Source organism: Steroidobacter cummioxidans (assembly GCF_003104955.1).
In genome coordinates this window covers 19,294-37,981 of the sequence record NZ_LSRW01000061.1, presented here as the reverse complement: position 1 = coordinate 37,981, position 18,688 = coordinate 19,294, and the positions used below count along the sequence as shown (strand labels likewise).

At 61.8% G+C, this 18,688-nt stretch carries 11 protein-coding genes and 1 pseudogene; 3 read left to right on the top strand and 9 right to left on the bottom strand.

Features of this window, described 5'->3' with window-relative positions; genetic code table 11:
- Nucleotides 1-3: 3 nt before the first annotated feature.
- From D0550_RS25205 to D0550_RS25165, 9 genes and pseudogenes are all read right to left on the bottom strand, one after another.
- A pseudogene (locus tag D0550_RS25205) lies at nt 4-1,421 on the bottom strand (dihydrolipoamide acetyltransferase family protein).
- Between the two features lie 3 nt (nt 1,422-1,424).
- Entirely contained in the window at nt 1,425-2,438 is a 1,014-nt protein-coding gene (locus D0550_RS25200; RefSeq protein ID WP_116811969.1) for an alpha-ketoacid dehydrogenase subunit beta, read from the bottom strand.
- A gap of 2 nt (nt 2,439-2,440) precedes the next feature.
- On the bottom strand, nt 2,441-3,718 hold the full coding sequence (locus D0550_RS25195) for a thiamine pyrophosphate-dependent enzyme (protein ID WP_116811968.1): 1,278 nt from the start codon (nt 3,716-3,718) through the stop codon (nt 2,441-2,443).
- A 164-nt stretch (nt 3,719-3,882) separates the two neighbouring features.
- Nucleotides 3,883-4,986, bottom strand: a complete 1,104-nt coding sequence (locus D0550_RS25190; protein ID WP_206606530.1) for a hypothetical protein — start codon at nt 4,984-4,986, stop codon at nt 3,883-3,885.
- A gap of 23 nt (nt 4,987-5,009) precedes the next feature.
- Complete coding sequence (locus tag D0550_RS25185; RefSeq protein ID WP_116811966.1) at nt 5,010-6,413, bottom strand: COG4315 family predicted lipoprotein; 1,404 nt, start codon at nt 6,411-6,413, stop codon at nt 5,010-5,012.
- 85 nt (nt 6,414-6,498) lie between these two features.
- Nucleotides 6,499-7,848, bottom strand: a complete 1,350-nt coding sequence (locus D0550_RS25180) for a DUF1552 domain-containing protein (RefSeq protein WP_116811965.1) — start codon at nt 7,846-7,848, stop codon at nt 6,499-6,501.
- Nucleotides 7,849-7,872: 24 nt separating this feature from the next.
- Nucleotides 7,873-9,618, bottom strand: a complete 1,746-nt coding sequence (locus tag D0550_RS25175) for a DUF1592 domain-containing protein (RefSeq protein ID WP_161966043.1) — start codon at nt 9,616-9,618, stop codon at nt 7,873-7,875.
- A 259-nt stretch (nt 9,619-9,877) separates the two neighbouring features.
- A complete protein-coding gene (locus D0550_RS25170; RefSeq protein ID WP_161966042.1) occupies nt 9,878-10,837 on the bottom strand; it encodes an MBL fold metallo-hydrolase in 960 nt (319 codons plus the stop codon).
- A gap of 66 nt (nt 10,838-10,903) precedes the next feature.
- A complete protein-coding gene (locus D0550_RS25165; protein ID WP_161966041.1) occupies nt 10,904-13,858 on the bottom strand; it encodes a TonB-dependent receptor domain-containing protein in 2,955 nt (984 codons plus the stop codon).
- Between the two features lie 490 nt (nt 13,859-14,348).
- Here D0550_RS25165 and D0550_RS25160 point away from each other — a divergent pair, with 490 nt between their 5' ends.
- The 3 genes from D0550_RS25160 (at nt 14,349) to D0550_RS25150 (ending at nt 18,678) form a co-directional block, all read left to right on the top strand.
- On the top strand, nt 14,349-15,359 hold the full coding sequence (locus D0550_RS25160) for an aldolase/citrate lyase family protein (protein ID WP_116811961.1): 1,011 nt from the start codon (nt 14,349-14,351) through the stop codon (nt 15,357-15,359).
- Nucleotides 15,360-15,487: 128 nt separating this feature from the next.
- Entirely contained in the window at nt 15,488-16,132 is a 645-nt protein-coding gene (locus tag D0550_RS25155) for a sigma-70 family RNA polymerase sigma factor (protein WP_116811960.1), read from the top strand.
- Nucleotides 16,132-18,678, top strand: coding sequence for a serine/threonine-protein kinase (locus D0550_RS25150; protein ID WP_116811959.1), 2,547 nt, complete (start codon nt 16,132-16,134; stop codon nt 18,676-18,678). Before D0550_RS25155 ends, D0550_RS25150 begins: the two co-directional genes overlap by 1 nt.
- Nucleotides 18,679-18,688 lie beyond the last annotated feature (10 nt).

The window sequence follows — 18,688 nt, the reverse complement described above, 5'->3', positions numbered from 1 at the left end:
GAATCACCGAACGAAAATGGTGGCGGGCTGCTCGAGCACCGCGCGCAGGCGTTGAATGAACTCGGCGGCTTCGGCGCCGTCGATGACGCGATGGTCGAACGAGGACGACAGATTCATCATCTTGCGAATCACGATCTGCCCGTCGCGCACCACCGGGCGCTCGACGATCTTGTTCGGTCCGATGATGGCAACCTCGGGACGATTGATGACGGGCGTTGCTGAGACGCCGCCCAAGGGGCCGAGGCTCGTGATCGTGATCGTCGAGCCACTCAACTGGTCTCGCGATGCCTTGCCGTCGCGTGCGACCGTGGCGAGCTCACCCACTTCGCTTGCACAGTCCCACAGGTCGCGCGACTCGGCGTGCTTGATCACGGCGACCAGCAAGCCGCGATTGGTTTGCACGGCCATGCCGATGTGCACCGGGGCGCTGCGATGAATGACGCCAGCTTCATCATCGTACGTAGCATTCATCTGCGGGAACTCACGCAGCACACGAACGAGTGCGCGCATGAGGAACGGCAGAAAGGGTCAGCTTCGGCTGATCCTTGGCGCGCGTGGCGTTGAGGTGAGCACGAAGTTCTTCTTTCGAGTTTCGGTAACGTCGACCTCTTTCCACATAGGTGAAAGTGTGGAAAATTGTGACGTTTCGCCGCCTGCATGCGCTCGGCGATTTGCCGGCGCAGGCCGATGACGGGGACGTCCTCGCCACCGGAGAGTTTGCTGTACAGATAGTTGTTGCCGCCGCCTTGAGCAGGCTCGGCATGACCGATGCGCGATGGGCCGCCGTTGCCAGTCTCTTCAGCAAGATAGGCATCCAGATCGGCGTGCAGGATGCGACCGGTCGGGCCGGTGCCACGCACGAACTGCAACTTGATGCCGAGCTCTTCAGCGCGACGACGCACGGCCGGGGATGCCGCTGGACGCTCACCCCGACGAGGCTGAGTGCCAGCCTCGGCAGCTCGGCTGAAGCCAGAAGCACTATTCGCCGACGAACCACCGCTACGGCTAACAGCCGCCGCTGCTTTTGCGGACGCCTCCGCACCGCTCGCCTTGGGGGCGATCGTTGCCACCGCGACCGGGCCAGTACCGGTACGACGCGGCTCGGCTTGAGCGGCAGCGGCGATCGCAGCGGGTGGCTCCACCGACGCTGTTTGTTTGCTTTCGCTTGCGGACGCGCCACCGGCCGTTTCCAGCACGACCAGCACCGAGCCGACCGCAGCCTTCTCGCCTGCTTTGCCTGCAATGCTCTGCACGATGCCCGCCACCGGCGAGGTCAATTCCACCGTCGCCTTGTCCGTCATCATGTCGACGAGCGGCTGGTCCTCTTCAACGCGATCGCCCACCTTCACGCGCCACTCGGCGATCTCCGCCTCAGCGGTGCCTTCGCCCACATCGGGCAATTTGAAACTGTACTGTCCCATGACTTATGCCTCCATCGCCTGGCGCATGGCGGCCGCCACGCGGGCCGGGCCTGGGAAGTACTGCCACTCGAACGCGTGCGGATAAGGAATATCCCAACCCGTCACCCGCTCCACCGGCGCTTCCAGCTGATAGAAACATTCGCGCTGCACGAGCGCCGCAAGCTCTGCGCCGAAGCCACTCGTTTTAGTCGCTTCGTGAACGACGATGCAGCGACCGGTCTTGTTCACCGAGCTCATGATCGTGTCCACATCGAGGGGAATCAGGCTGCGCAGATCGATGATCTCGGCATCGACGCCACTTTCCTGCGCAGCGGCCAGCGCCACGTGAACCATCGTGCCGTACGCGAGAATCGTGACATCCTCACCGGGACGCACGATCGACGCCTTGCCCAGCGGCACGCGGTAATAATCTTCCGGCACTTCGCTCGCCGGATGCACCGACCAGGGTTTCACCGCCACATCGTGACGACCATCGAAGGGACCGGTGTACAGGCGCTTGGGCTCCAAGAAAATCACCGGATCGTCATCTTCGATCGAGCTGATCAACAGGCCCTTCGCATCGTATGGCGTCGAAGGAATCACGACCTTCAAGCCCACCACGTGCGTGAACAAACCTTCGGGGCTTTGACTGTGCGTTTGGCCACCGAAGATGCCGCCGCCGTACGGGGTGCGCACGACGATTGGCGTGTTGAAATCACCCGCGGAGCGATAGCGAATACGCGCCGCTTCGGAAGTGAGCTGATCGAACGCCGGATAGATGTAATCCGCAAACTGGATCTCCACCACCGGGCGCATGCCGTAGGCGCCCATGCCGATGGCCGCACCGACGATGCCGCCTTCGGCGATCGGTGTATCGAAGCAGCGGTTCTTACCGAATTTCTTCTGCAATCCATCGGTGGCGCGGAACACGCCGCCGAAGTAGCCCACGTCCTCGCCGAATACCACGACGCTCGGATCGCGCGCCATCATGGTGGCCATGGCCGAGTTCAGGGCCTGAATCATGTTCATCGTCGCCATGATCAGAATCCCGCCTCCTGGCGCTGCTTCAGCAGCCGCGGATCGGGCTCCTTGAACACGCCTTCGAACATGGTCTTCGGGCTCGCCGTCTGGTTGTTACCATGCACGCCCTTCGATTCGGCTTCCTTCTGAAGCGCTCGGATCTCTTGCGTCACTTCCTCTTGGAGTGCTGCATGCTTCTGCTCGCTCCACTCGCCGCGCACGATCAAGTGCTGCTTCAAACGCGCGATAGGATCGCCCAGCGGCCACTTGGTGCCTTCATCGGCGGGGCGATAACGGCTCGGATCATCGCTCGTCGAATGCGCATCGGCTCGATACGTGAACAGCTCGATCAACGTCGCGCCGTGATTGGATCGCGCACGCTCAGCGGCCCACTTCGTCGCCGCATACACCGCGAGGAAATCATTGCCGTCGACACGCAGCGCCGGCAGCCCGTAGCCAATGGCACGCGCCGCGAACGGCGCTTCATCGCCACCGGCGATGCCCTGGAACGAGGAGATGGCCCACTGGTTGTTGACGACGTTGAGAATGACGGGCGCGCGATACACGGAGGCAAACGTGAGCGCGTAGTGGAAATCGCCTTCGGCCGTCGTGCCATCGCCAATCCAGCTTGCGGCAATTCGAGTGTCGCCACTCAACGCCGAGCCCATGGCCCAGCCCACCGCCTGGATGAACTGCGTGCCGAGGTTGCCGGAGATGGTGAAGTAATTGTGCTCGCGGCTGGAATACATCACCGGCATCTGCCGGCCGAGCAACGGATCGAGCACGTTGGAATACACCTGGCCCATCATCTTGATGACGGGATAGCCACGCGCGATCAGCAGGCCCTGCGAGCGGTAGCTGCCAAACATCATGTCGGCGTCATCCAGCGCCGCCGCCTGCGCCGCGGCCACCGCCTCCTCGCCCGTGCTCCTCACGTAAAAGGAACATTTGCCCTGACGCTGCGCGCGATACATGCGCTCATCGAACACGCGCGTGAGCATCATGGTGCGAAGATTGGAAATGAGCATCGCGCTCGACAGCTCCGGCGCCCACGGTCCGACCGCGTTGCCATTGTCATCGAGCACGCGAATCAGCTCATAGGCGAGGTCGTGGATCGAGCGCGGCTCGGCATCGAGCGAGGGCCGGCGCACCGCACCGGGAGCCGACAGACGAAGCTTACTGAAGTTGGCCGGCTCGCCAGGACGGGCGGCAGGCTCGGGAATTCTGAGCGTCAGTGGCGCGTTGCGCGCTGGACTGAGCGCGGCCGCCTGACGATCCAGGCGGGGTGAATGCAGCATGACGGCCCCCTAACAACGTTTGTTGTCTGCATGTTGTAAGGGGCAGTCTAGCTACCGCATCGCGGTTATTTCTTCGCCAAATTCGCACCGTGAAGGCGCCTTGGCGCATGATCGTGGCAAGCATGGGTGCGCAGGCTGAAAATTCCTGCGCACCCAACCAAACATTACTGCTTCGACACCAGTTCCTTCTGATCCGGCTGCTTCACGTATACCTGCGTGAATTTCACTTTCACGGCCGAGGAAATTGCCGTGTTCTTGCCGGTCTTCGGATCGGGATAACCATCCGCCAGACGCATCATCGCCTTGTATTGCGAGGGCGAGGAGAGCTGACCGTAGCTGTGATGGTGAGTCGACCAGGAAGTATTCAAATGGTGGTTGAAGTTCTTCACATCGACGAAGCCAGCCATCAAGCCTTCGGCTGCTTCCGGATCGAGCTTCAGCTTGAACTGGAAGCCGCGGAACACGTGATATCCGCTGGTGCCGAACGTCACACCCCACGGCAGCATCACGCTGTCGGCAGGATCGGTGATCAGCACGCCATCGACGATCTTGCCCTTGAGCTTGCTCACATATTCCTTGCCCCAGCGCGTGTCGATGCGCTGCGTGCCGCCTGGAATGAAGCCTTCGCCCGTCGCATCCTGCAACAGACCGTCGCTACCGCGATACGTCGTCACGACCACGGAATCATCGTTCCTCAGATCGTCCACTTCGGTCAGCTCGATCACGATGCGCGTGTCGTCGTAGCTGCGCATGAACAGATTTTCGAAGTGATTGATCGTGCCCATGGTGCGGTAGTGGCCGATGCAGCCGATCACGCGATACAGCTGATTGTCGATGCCCTTTTCGCCTTCGGGGCTAGTGAAATCCTCCGGCCCCACCTTACCGTCGAGGTTCAAGCCGTAGGAAACATTGCCCTGCGCTTCCTTGAACACGAACGACTCCGGCGCGGTCGTCGGATGCCACTGCTCGCCTTCGCGCTTCAACTGCGCATCGACGATGCTGCGTTTCTTGCCGTCGTCGTACAGTTTCTTGAACTGCTCGCGCGGGCCGTCGTTGAAGCCTTGCGGGCACTCGGTCTTCGCACCTTCGGTTTCGTACACAGCCCAATATTTATGGGTCATCACGTAACCGATGCGGCGATCTTTCAACACCCCGCCGCCTTCCTGCAGCGCCGCTGGCTGGGCACTTGCCGTGGACAGCGCAACCGTCACCGAGGCGGCCAGCAGCGAGCCGGCGACGCTCATCATCCGAACTGCATTGCTCTTCATATCAGCTCCTGTATTTCGCCGACTTAGCGGTCGCCTGGCGAGCGGCCGAGGTTGTTGTTCCGATAGTCATCTCGCAGCCAGTACGCACGGAAGCCGTTGCGCTGACCGTTGAACTCACCGTAGTTGTCGCCATTCGCGTCACCCGGCTTCAGATCGTCGCCGTAGGTGTACACGGGGCGGCCACGGTAGGCCCACACTTGGAGCGCACCGGCATCGCCGGACTTCGCCCACTTGCCGGTGTTGGGATCGATCGTCACGACCGTCCACAAGCTGCCGTCGGCCTTCGCACCGGGAGACGCCTTAACGTACGGGAACGTCGCCTGGCACACCTGAGGATCGAAGTTGCCGCAGATGGCCATACGATAGACTTGCGGCGAATCCGGGTGATCGCAGGTCTGCTGATCCAGCGCATCGTCGTTGCACTGGTACACGTAGAGAGTCTTGCCGTCCTTATCCGCAAGTACCTGGCCGATGCGCGAATCCTGCACCGTGAACTCCGCCGGCGGCGGCAGCGAACGCTGCGTAAAGACGTTGTGCCAACCCGGATTGTCGCTGCCGGTCATGGCACGACCTTTGGTCTCGTGCACGTAGGTGTACAGCGGCGCGCCGCGATACGCCCATTGTTTGATACCGGGCGAGCGCTCGACCACGCTCCAGTCACCCTTGGCTTTTGCGGTCTGCGGCGCGATCACCGGATCCCAGTCCGACAGACACTTGCCGGTGCAGTTGGACTTACCCGGGCTGTCGGCATCCGAGGCATACACGGAGAAGCCCTTGTAGGTCGTGAGCATGCGGCCGGTACGGAACGGCACGATGTCCAGTTCCGGCGGTACATCCGTCGGCGGACCGATTGGCCGACGCACGATGCCCTGTGCACCACCGCTCAGCGCATTGGTGCCACCGAACACATCGCCTGCCTTTTTATCGAGATTCGAGGTGTAAACGGGATAGCCGTCGTACGCCCACTGCGTCTGGCCGTTCTTGCGCTTCACCACGGTCCACTTGCCAATGGGTTTGGCATCGGCTGGTGCGAGCACCGCAGGCCACAGCTCCTCGCAGCTCTTGCGCGTCTCAGGTTCCGGCAGCAGGAAGCCCGGCGGATAGGGGCTCATGTAACCGGTCGTCTCTTTATAAATGGTGTTGTCGCAGGTTGCGACACCGCTGTTGCGACGATCGCCTGCGTTACCGTTACGAAGGCCGCCAAGCGGCCAGGTGTAGATCGTCTTGCCTTCGGCAGTCGCGTAAACCGGCCCTTCGAGCTCGGTTTGGATGACCTGAATGCCCTCGGGCATCGGCACCTTCACATACGCTTCGACATCTTTGGAGTCTTTGGATTGCCAGTACGGACCATTGGCCGCCTGCGTCGTTTGACTGACGCCAGCGCTGACCAACAGCGCCGCCGACAGCAACCACCGAATTTTTTTCATGTATTCATATCCCCCTAAGCCATCAAACACTCATCCCCAGAACGCTTCACAGCGCTCTGGGGAATGAGTTGCGCACGCCGCCAGGTCAGCTCATGCGAGACACGAGGATCTCGCCGAGCTCTTGCGACGTGTTGTTGCTGTTCACGCCCCACGACGGCTTGTCCACGCCCATCAGGCGCAGCGCGGTGTAGCCCACGCGGCAGCCAGTGGTGCCCTTGCCGTCGATGTGCAGACCCGAACGCACCGCGCCGCCAGCACGGCCAGCCGTGAAGATCGGAATGTGATCGAGGCTGTGCACGCGAGCGTAGCCGTGGTCGGTCGTCGCCATGATGAAGACGTTGTCGAGCAACGTGCCGTTGCCCTCCTTCACCTTGGTGAACGCATCGACGAAGTACGCCCAAGATTCCATCGCGCGGCGCGTGAACCACGAGGCGGTCGGCTGATAGCCGAGCTTCATGTCCACCGGCTCTTCGTGCGTCGTCGTGTGGTGCGGCTTCTCGTAGCCCGGCTTGATGGTCGAGGAGTTCGCGTTGGTGTAGGCCATGTTGAAGACGCGCGTCTGATCGCACGCCAGCGCCATCACCAGCAGCTCCGTCATCATCTTGTGACGAACCATGATCGCTTCGGCTTCCTGACCCATGGCCGGATCGACCTTGATCTCGCCCGGACGCACGCACGCTGCGATCGGCTCAGGCTTCTCCAGGCGCTGCTGGAACTGCTGCTCCAGGTGACGCAGACCCGTGAAGTACTGGTCCAGACGCGCGCGGTCATCGGCCGGCACAGTCGCCATCAGACCCTTGGTCTGATCCATCACGCCGGACAGCACGCTCCGACGCACCATGATGCGCGGATCGGGCGTGAACGTCTTGGCGTTCGGATCCGGGAAGTCAGGTCCGAACAGGCGGGTGTAGAACTGCAGCGGCGACCACTCAGGCGCGTTCGGCGTGTTGCTGTTCTCGTAGCTGTAGGTGTTACGCACGTCGCCGGTGGCCGTGGCCGTCAGCGACTTGAAGCGCGTGCCGCCGCCGATCTGGTTGGCGATGGTCACGTCGATGGTTTCACCCGGGATGTCCTTGGTGTCCTTCGGCGCGGCGCCCGTGCGGGCGATCACCCAACCGGTGTAATGACACAGGTTCTGGTAGTTGTCGCGGAACGCCTGCGTGTTGGTGATGAGGTTGATGTGCTGCTTGACCGGCGCGAGCGCCGAGATTTCTTCAGGCAGATCGAAGTCCGTGCCGTACTTCTTGGGCACGAAGATGCTCTGGGTCATGCCCAAGCCCCAACCCCAGGTGCCGAAACGCACCGGCAGCGGCTTGCCATCGGCGAGCGCAGTGCCGTTGGTGTTGAGCATGCAATTCAACAAAGGTAGCGCAACGTTTACTGCAGCGCCGCCGACTACGCCTCGAAGGACTGTCCGTCTGGTCAACTTGCTCATGTGTGATCTCTCCGCAACGGCAAATCAGTTCTTGTCGTGGCTGTTAGTCATAGCCACGGTTTGTATATTGGAGGCAGCGTTCGACGCATCAACCGTGGTCGTGGTCGGCAACTGCTCATCGATGACGATCTCCTCGCTCGGCTCGCGCCACTCGTTCGAAATCACTTTCTTCGCTTCCGTGACGTGCTGGAACGCGTCCGAGGTGGTGATGGTGCGCAACACCTCAGGCAGCTTGTAGCCGGCCTTCTGGAATTCGGCGGTGTAGTACTTCAGCAGCGGACGATCGGTGGGCTTGGCAGCGCCACCCGAGCCGTAGCTGTACAAGCGATCGACCAGGCAGCTTGGCAGTGCCGGGTTGTCGTGCAACGCCTTGCCGAGACCGACCACGTCGGTGAATTCGACGCCGTCGAGCTCGCCGGTGGTGTCGATGACCGCGCCGTTTTCTTCGGTACGGAAGCGGCCTGCGCCATCGAAGCTTTCCAACGCAAGACCCATCGGATCGGTGATCTTGTGGCAGCCGGCGCACGCAGGATCTTCCAGGTGCACGGCCACGCGCTCACGCTGCGTCTTGTAGTGCGCATCCGGGTTTTCCAGCTTGCCGAAGTCCACGTTCGGCGGCGGCGGCGGCACGACCTGGCACAGCAGGCGCTCACGCAGTGCCTTGCCACGCAGGGTCGGCGAGCTGCGGCCGGGGTGCGAGCGCAGAGCGACGAAGCTCACCTGCGTGAGCAGTCCCTGGCGCGGGCTGTCTTCGGGGAAGGTGTATTCGGTCCAGCCGCGCGATGCGGGGATCTGATACAGCGGCGCAAGCGCCGGCGACATGAACGTCACGCGGCTGGTGTACAGCTCGCGATAGTCTTCCTGCTTGTGGATCAGGTGATCCACGAGCGTGCGCATCGTCTGCTCGCGAGCATCGGCGGCAGTCGCACCCGTGAAGAACGGATAGACGGTGGGATCCTTCGACAGTGCATCGAAGTCATCGAAGCCGAGCATGTCGTCGAAGAACGCGCGCATGCCGTCTTCAAGACGCGGGCTAGCCAGCATCGCATCGACGACCTTCTTCAAGCCACGCTGACTGTCGAGTTCGCCCTTCTCGGCGGCCGTCAGCACCATGTCATCCGGACCTGCGTCCCACAGGAAGAAGCTCAAGCGCGAAGCGAGCGAGTAAGCATCGAGGCGACGGCTGCCCTGCTTGTCGGCCTTGTCTTTGGTGGTCTCGACGATGAACAGCACTTCGGGGCTGATCAGCATCGACTCGAGCGTAAGCTCGATACCGGCGTAGAAATCCTTCAGCTGGTCGGCGGCCTGATTGGCAGACGTGACGTACTTGCCCAACTCATCGTCGGTCAGCTTGCGACGGTGCAGGAGGCGGCCCGTCTGCGAGAAAAACTGCTTGGCGCACTCTGCATCCGCCGCCTTTTCATCGGCAGGCGTGCACGGAATGAGGTAGTTGCGGCGCTCTGGTGCGACGACCTGGCCGGCGATGCTGCTCGCGGCGCGCTGGAAGGTTTCGATCTTGCCTGCGGTCACGCCGGCCAACGCGGCGCCGTTCGACAGCAGACCGTCCGTTCGACGCAGCGGCGGGAACTTCATGTCCATGCTCACGCTGGAGCCGAACACATTCCCAACCGTGTTCAAGTACTGCTGGGTGGTGATGACCCGAACGCGCGGCGGTGTGCCGGGATTCTCGGGCTCATCGGTGCCTGCACAGCCGGCCAACAGCAGGCTGGTCAAAGCAACTGTGCCAACGGCACGGATACATGACTTCACTCTCATCGTCCCCCTACCAATCAACCCACAGCGATGGACGGTATCCAACTCTACAATCGAGCTAGACCGGTTCTATCCGCTATTCAGAATGTACGCCTAAGGCGCTACATGAACTTTGTGTTTTTTGCCGCAAAAGTGGAAATTTTCGTCGGATGTCAGGCGTTTATCCTGAATTCCGGGAGTAACTCACAGCGCTTGTCGGCGCGTCGCTTTGGACCGCACAACGAACCCAGTAGTTCCACCATGCGGCTCGAACAACTCAACTCTCCGGCAGTTTGCCATCGATCTCGAGGTATACACGAGCGATGGCCAGCGAGGCCTGCGAACTGCGCAGTGCCCAGTCGGCATACGGGCCCCAGTTTGCGTGTTCCACCGCCGGACAGTTCGCGGCAGATTCGCACTTGTACCCGGCCGCATGCAGCCGTTTCGCCTCATCAATGACATAAGCCAGGGCCTGCCTCGCCTCGTCCAACTCGCGCCTCAACGTGGGCGCATCGTCGATGAAGCCATGGCCCGGGATGTGCCACGTTGCCCCCAAGTACACCGATTTTCGCAGCGTGGCGAGCCATTCGGTCGGATAGGCCGAGCGCATGGCCGGGAAGACGTCTCTTAAATACACCTCGCCCAGGAACAGCACCCCTGCCTGGGGCATCCAGGCGACCAGATCGCCGCCCGTGTGGGCGCGTCCGAGGTTCAGCACTTCAATTTGAGCCGCGCCCAGGCGCAACGAGCGCTGCTCGGAGACGAGCATGGTCGGCGGATTGGGATCTTTCGCCAGGCGCTTCTGCGAGGCGGGCGAGCCGATGAACACGACGTCGGGATAGGCCGCCTTGAAAGCCGCGTTGCCCCCCACGTGGTCGATGTGATCCGAGGCGATCACTACATATTTAATGGGCTCAGCGGTGATCTTGCGGATGTTCTCGATCATCAGCTGGGTCTGGGGCACATCGCCCTGCCCGTCGACCACCACCACGCCATCGCCCGTGACCACGATCAGGCTGACCGTGTTGACGATCACGCCGTCTTTGTCGGGGAAATGGAGCCCTTCATAGGCATACACGTTGGGCTCGAGCTCCTGCCAACGTGGAAAATCTTTCGCAGTGAGACTGCGTTTGGAAATATCCGCCGAATGTGGCGGCTCGGCGCTCGAGGCGCTCGACGAAAATAGCGTTCCGGCCAATGCCAGCATGATGGGCGCGAGCACGGTCGCTACTCTCATCGTCATCCCCCAAGGGGGCGGGCCTGCATTGGGCCCGCCCCGCTCGCGTTTCTTACTTGCTGTTTTTTAGAACTGGAAGCGCACGCCGCCGTGGAACATGGTGCCGAAGCGGTCGTACAGCGTCACGTTCGACTGACCCTGGTAGAAGCCAGCGCCGCGGCCACCCGCGACCTTCGCCGGATCCTCGTTGGTCAGGTTCTCGATCACGAAGTACAGCTCGCCCAGGGTGTCAAGCTTGTAGTTGACAGCCAGGTCGAAGTAATGCGCGGAGTCGATCCGATTGTTGTTGATCGTGTTGTTGTACCCCAGCGCCTGCGCCTCAGCGAGCGTCGGGCAGCTGCCCACTGCGCACTCGAGGAAGCCGTTGTTGTACTTACCGGAGCTGATACCACGCATCGACAACGTCACCGACACCGGATTCCAGTCGTAACCCGCCGACAGCAGGAAGCGATGTCTCGGGCCGGAGAGGTTGGCACCCAGGTTGATGCCGGCGTCGTCCGAGTTCACACCGCGACCATCGATCTTTACACCCGTGGCGCTGGTCGTCTCCAGCTTGTCGACGATCGTACCCATCGCACGCAACGTCAAGTCGCCAGGGCCCACCGGCAAGCGGTAAGTGGCATCGATGTCGAAGCCGCTCGCCGTCTCACCCACGATGTTCTCCGGGTAGCTGGTGATCACATCGATGAAACCCGCGTCATTGCGATTGATCTGCGAGCACAGCTGCTGATTGTTGCTGAGGTAGCAACCTTCGATGATTTCACGCGAGTTGCGCACGTAGATCGTGCCGTCGACCTCGATCTTGTAGTAGTCGATCGACATCGTGAAGCCCGGCAGGAAGCGCGGCGTCAGCACCACGCCGACACCAGTCGTATCAGCCTCTTCCGGCTTGAGGTTACGATTGCCGATGGTCTGGCTCTGCATGAAATAGGTCGCCCCGTTCATGCCTGGCCCCAGATCGGTGTTGTTGCCCGTGCCACCGGCGCCCCGGTTGAACAGCTCACCCAAGCCCGGCGCGCGAATGTCGCGCGAACGGGTGAAGCGGAAGCGCGCATCTTCGATCGGAGACCAGACCAAGCCGGCCTTCCAGGTCGTGACGGCACCAGACTCGCTGTAGTCGGTGTAGCGAACAGCGCCGTTGAAGTCCAACGTGTCGGCACCCGGCACGTCCTTCAACAACGGAACCACGGTTTCCACGAAGCCTTCGTTCACGGTGTACTCACCGATCGTGGCCTTGTAGTTACCCGCGAAGAATGCACTCGCCTGGTCCAGATCGCTCACGCGGCCATCCGCCGACTCCTTGCGATGCTCACCGCCGAACGCGATCGACACCGGGCCGGCCCAGTTCTCGAACGGCTCGCCGCTCATGCTGGCAGCGATGACCTGCTGCTTCAGCGTCATATCCGACCAACCCATGTCGGTGACGTAGCCGAGAGCTTGCGGCGAGTTCACGCCCAGACCCATCGGATTGTAGGCACGGCAGTTCGGATCGACCTCGATCTGCAGGAATTCATCGCGCGGACCGCACTCGATGTTGCCAGTGGTCGGATTGACGCGCGAATTGATCGCCGCGAGGTAGCGTGCGTTGACGCGGTTGGTCGGCGTCATGGAGACGATGTTCTGCTCGCCATGCACGTAGGACGCATCCCAGTTCCACTCTTTGCCGCCGAGCTCGAAGTTGCCTTCGAAACCGACCACGCCACGCTTCATCTCACGCTCGTTGATACCCTGCAGGTAGTGCATGTCGCCGTTGAACGTGCCGATTTCGATGGCGTCGATGTTGTTATCGACCATCACCTGCCGCAGTTCCGGCGCCAGGAACGCATTGTCCTGGTAAACGTAGACGCTGCCGCCGTTGTTCAGGATGGGCACGACCTGCGTGTTGTGCGACCAGGTCTTGCCATACTGCAAGTCGACGAACGCGGTGACGTTATCGGTGATGTCGTAGCTCGCGCGGCCGAACAGTGTCTTACGCTGCAGCGGCAGGGCGATGGTCGTCGCGCGATCGATACGCGAGGCTTCCCAGTCGCCGCCTTCCATGACCGGACCACTCAGCGGGTTGCCGAACGTAAACGGAAGCGCCGCGCCGCCGGTCACGAACTGAGTTCCACGCAAGGGGCACGCGCCCGTTGCGCGTGTGAGCCGGTTGCCGGGATCGCCGCTCTGGGCGTCGATGTACGGAGTGATGGTCTGGCAGCTCAAGGTCAGGCCGCCGTAAGTGCCGTTCGCAACGCCGGCGTTATGAACCGTGAGCAGCGACGGCTGGCCAGCCTGATTCGCATTTGGGTTGTTCATCAACTGGAACGAATCGTCCGCCCAGCTGCGATTGTTGCCGATGATGCCCTTGTCGTCGGCGAACTCGCCGCTGAACAACAGGTGGCCACGGCCGTCGGCGAACTTGGTGCCCGCCGTCAATGAGAACTTGTAGTTCTCGCCGTCGCCGGCGGTGGTCGCGCCGTAATCGACGTTGCCCTTGACGCCAGTGAACTCCTTATCAAGAACGAAGTTCACGACGCCTGCGAGCGCGTCCGAGCCGTACACGGCCGAGGCACCACCCGTCACCACGTCCACTCGCTGCACGAGGCCGCTGGGGATCATGTTGACGTCGACGGCGCCTGAGAGCGTGCCCGTGGCAACCGAGGAACCGACCATGCGCTTGCCGTCTTGGAGCACCAGCGTGCGGTTGGCACCGAGGCCGCGCAGGTTCAGCAGGTTCGTGCCGGCGGTGCCGGAGCTGATGTTCGAGGAGCGATTACGCGGTGTTTGGCTGCCCGTAAACGCAGGCAAGCGGTTCACGGAGTCGGCGATGGTCACGGTCGCCATCTTGTTCAAATCTTCCGCACCCAGCACGGATACGGGTGTCGGTGCTTCATAACCGTCGGCACGCGAGATGCGCGAACCGGTCACGGTGATGGCTTCGAGAGTCTCGAGGGACGTGCCAGAAGAGGTACCAGTCGCCTCCTGGGCCGTAGCGTTCATCGCAACGAAACTGGTCAGCGCGAGCAACGCACTCGTCGGCACCAATGCCCGTCTCACAGCTGCAGAAACTGGGCGGTCGCCCGAACGTGCTGCGCTTCGATCATGCATCGTCATATTCCCCCTATTAGGAAAATTCTTCTTCTGCTTGGCTTGCGCCGGTGAATTCCACGCCCGCCGCAGCAGATGAGTCACCAGGATGAGGCACAGGCGCGTAGGTTTCGCGCCAATGCCTCACTTCGCGGCACATCCTACGCGCGTAGCGTCGCAGGAATTTACTGATAATGTGTGCCGGGGATCCACGTCGCAGCATGAATCGAGCGCCGAATCGCGACTTGGCGACATTACTTTGCGTGTTTGGCACGGTGGTCCTACGCAAGGGTGTTTTCGCCACACCTGCGATGTACGCAAAGCGGTTGAAGTCGAACGCGACGACGCGCTACTTTGAAGATGCGCGCACGACCTGGCGTCGGCGCGTCAGATCCGACACCAATGTCATCACGAACGTGCACGTTCGCCCGGGGGAATCCAGATCATGCCTTCCATGTCGATGGCTCACGCCATGTCCAATTGCCTGCGCGCCGCCTCTGTTGTTGGCCTCGCTTTCGCGGCCACCACCACGCTGGCCGATGCGCCGACGCAACGACTCAATCCGATGATCGGGTTGATCGAGCAAGGTAAGCCCGTGATGGGTTTGTACGCGCCGAACAATCGCAGGCCGTATGGCGCACCGGCCGATGCACCGATTCCGAACAAGACGCCGGCGCAGCTCGCGAAGGAAACCGTCGCTTACAAGCTGTCTGATTTCGTGTTCGACGGCAGCATGGAGTACAAGTACGAGGAGACCCTCCCCGTCTTCACCGCGTTTGCCAAGGCGCTGAGCGCTGAAAATCATCTGAGCAAAAAGCCCTATCCGCACATCGCTTATCCGATGGTCGTGAAGATTCACGAGATCGCGCCCGATCCGGAGCTCGCCGCGAAACACATCGGTGAGCAGCTCGATCTGGGCGTCAGCGGCATCATGTTCGTCGATGTCCAAAGCCCCGAAGAGGTCAAGCGCGGTATCGCAGCCATGCGTTATCCCGCTCAAGGCGGCACGCGTGCCAACTCCGTGGGCTCAGCACCGAAGTACTGGGGCTTGAGCGAAAAAGCGTATCGCGCAAAGGCCGATCTGTGGCCGCTGAATCCCAAGGGCGAGCTGATCAACTGGGTCGTGGTCGAAAGCAAGGAAGGCCTGAAGAACGTGCGCGAGATCGCCGCCGTCGAAGGCATCGGCGTGCTGTGGCCGGGTGCCGGCACGCTGCGCCAGGTGTTCTCCACCGTGGGCGAGGATGGCAAGCGCGTCGTCGACGAACAGGCATGGGAAGCTGCGATTCAGTCGGTGCTGTCCGCCTGCAAGGAGTTCAAGGTCGCTTGCGGCATCCCGACCACCCCGGACCAGATCGAAATGCGCATGAGCCAGGGCTTCAGCGTGTTCGTGATGAACTGGGGCGATGCCGGGTTCAAGACCATCGAAGTGGGCCGCAAAGCCAGTAACCGGAGCTGATCGCTCCGGTTCTCTTGCCGTCGTCGTAGCACGCCGCGGGTCAATCGACTATGGACTTGCTGCCAAGGGTCAAACGCACTTGAAGTAACTAGCATCTGGTTAGCAGCAGATCAGGGCCGATACTCTGCATGAACCGGAATGACGATACGAATCCTCAGCCAGTCACTCAGCTGTTAGTACAATGGCATCAGGGCGATGAGCAGGCACTCGCCCGGCTCACCGCCCTGCTCTACGACGACCTTCGCCGGCTCGCTCAAGGCTATCTACGCCGCGAGCGAGCCGATCACACCATCCAGAAAACCGCCCTCGTCCACGAAGCGTTCGCCCGGCTGGTCGATCAGCAAGCGATCGATTGGCGTGATCGCTCGCACTTCTTTGCACTCGCCTCGCGGTTGATGCGGGGAATTCTCGTCGATCACGCCCGAGCACGTCTTGCGGACAAGCGCGGTGGCGGCGCGCGGGCGGTGAGTTTGGATCAGTTGGGCGGCGCAGGCTGCCTCGAAGACGACACTCTGCCTGCCGATCACACGACGCCCACTGCCCTTCAGCATCTGGATGGGCACACCCAGGAAGACGTCTCGGCCATCGATGAAGCCCTGAAGCGTCTGGAGCAGATCGACCCGCGCCAGGCGCAGATCGTCGAGATGCGCTACTTCGGCGGCCTCACCATCGAGCAAACCGCGGACGCCATGGGCATCTCCGATGCCACCGTCAAGCGCGAGTGGATGCACGCCCGCGCCTGGCTGCGCTGTGAGCTTGGAAAAAATCACTGATGCGTGCCGAGCGCTGGCGCCGTGCGAAGGACGTCTTCAACTCGGCCGTGGAACTGCCCGCCCGCGAGCGCGAGCTGTTCATCCGTCGCGCGTGCGGGGATGACGAGGACCTGCGGCACGATGTCGACGCACTGCTGAAGGCGCACGCGAGCACCGACAGCTTCATCGAACGGCCCGCCGCGCAACGCGCGGGGCTCGCGTCCCCACCGATCAATTGGATCGGTCGGCGGTTCGGGCCGTATCGCATCGTGGGCGAAGTCGAGCGCGGCGGTATGAGCGAGGTGTATCGCGCCGTTCGCGATGACAACCAGTATCAGAAAGATGTCGCGATCAAGTTCCTGCGGCATGGGTTCGATTCGGAGTCGCTGTTACGGCGCTTTCGCGCCGAGCGGCAGATCCTCGCCCAGCTGAATCATCCACACATCGCGCACCTGGTCGACGGCGGCACGACCGACAACGGCATGCCCTATTTGGTGATGGAATACATCCAGGGCCAGCCGATCGATGCTTACTGCGAACGCAACCAGTTGAGCGTTCGCGAGCGCGTCGATCTGGTTCGCACGCTGTGCGGCGCCGTGCACTACGTGCATCAGCATTTGATGGTTCACGGGGATTTGAAATGTAACAACGTGCTCGTGACCGAGCGCGGGGTGCTGAAGCTGCTGGATTTTGGGATCGCGAAGTTGCTGAATCCGACGCCTGCGCTGGTGGGCGCGGTGGGGATTGGCGGGGATCGAATCAGCAGTGGCTACATCGCGCTCACGCCTGACTACGCAAGTCCAGAGCAGTTGCTCGGTGAGCCAGTGACCACGGCGAGCGATGTGTATTCGTTGGGCGTGCTGTTGTATCGGCTGCTCGCCGGTCGCCTCCCCTTTCATATGCGCAGCGCGCTTCTGCCTGAGGAGGTCAAACAATTGTGCGAGGTGCCGCCGGACCCACCCAGCGTGACGTCGCGCCGCGCGGGAGAAGTCTATCGACCCTTCGCACGGGCGTTGGAGGGAGATCTCGATCGCATCATCCTCAAGGCGTTGAGCAAGGCGCCGGAGGATCGATATGGGTCGGTCGAGCAACTGTCCGAAGACTTGTTGAACTATTTGCGCGGCTTTCCCGTGCGCGCGCATAGCGATGGCGCCGCGTATCGTGCAAAGAAGTTCGTGTTGCGCAATCGCTTCGCGACGGCCGCGATGGCGCTGTTCGCGCTCGCGATGACCGGCGGCATCGCGATCACACTCTGGCTCGCTCACATCGCAGATGCCGAGCGTGAGCGCGCCGCGCGTCACTTCGAGATCGTGCGCAAGTTCGCCAATAGCTACATGACGGAGGTGCATGGGGCGGTCGAGAATCTGCCCGGCTCGATCACGGCGAGGAAGCTGTTGATCGATACGTCGCTGAAACATTTATCGGAGCTCGCCAAGGAGACGAGCGACAACCCGCTGGTGCGACGAGATCTGGCGAATGCTTACGAGAAGATCGGGGATATCCAAGGACGCGTGGGTGGCGATACGGATGGCGCCATCGAAAGCTACCGGATCGTGATCCGCACCCGTGAATCCCTGCTTGGCCAGGATGGCGCCGGCGTCGAGCTACAGCGCGAGTTGCTTCGAACGCACGGAAAGATTGCGGAGCTGCTGATCATAGACAACGAGCCACAGGCGGCGACGGTGCATTTGCGCGAGCTGACACGGATTGCCAGCACGCTTGCGAACGCGCCGAATGCGACGCTCGAGGATCGCCGCGGCCTGGGCAATGCCTATCTTTCCCAAGGCTGGCATTTCGTGTCTATCGGGCAGATCGATGAGGGTCTGGCGCAGCTGTTGCACGCAGCAGCGCTCTATCGCGAGGTGCTCGCCGCTGATCCCGAAGAGATCAAAGCGCGGCGCAATCTTGCGCTCAGTCACCATCGAGTGGGTTACACGCTGGTGGAGCGCACGGAGCGCTATGAGGAAAGTGCGCACTATTTGACGGCGGGCCTGGCGATCCTACACGAACTTGCGGATGCCGATCCCGGCAACGGCGATCTGTCGCGTGGGCTTGCGTACACGCTGATGGCATTGGGGACGGCACAGCTGAAACTCGATCGGCCACGCGAAGCGATGACCTCGTTTGAAGACGCATATCGGCGCTTCGATACGTTCCGGGTGGCAGATGCCGGAGACTTCGAGGCGCCGCTTGCGGCGGCGCATGCCTTGGGGCAGATTTCAGCAGCGCTCCTGGCGATGAATGAGCCGAAGCAGGCGTTGATGCGCCTTACGGTCGCAGAGAAGTTGATACGCGATCAGCCACCGAGTGCGGACCTTGGATTGCCGGAGACGCAGTACTACGAAGGACTCGTGTATATGCAGTTGGGCAAGACGCATGCGCGGCTGGTCGAGGGCGATGGGACGCTAGCGAAGGCGGAGCATCGCAATCTCGCAATGAGCTGGTTGCGGAAGACCATTGATGCGATGACGCGCGCCAGTGTGGATGTAGTGCACGGCGGACGAGCGCGGGCGCGGTTGAGGGACGCAGAAACATTGGTGGAAGGACTGAGACACGGGGCGATGTGATAGCGCCGTG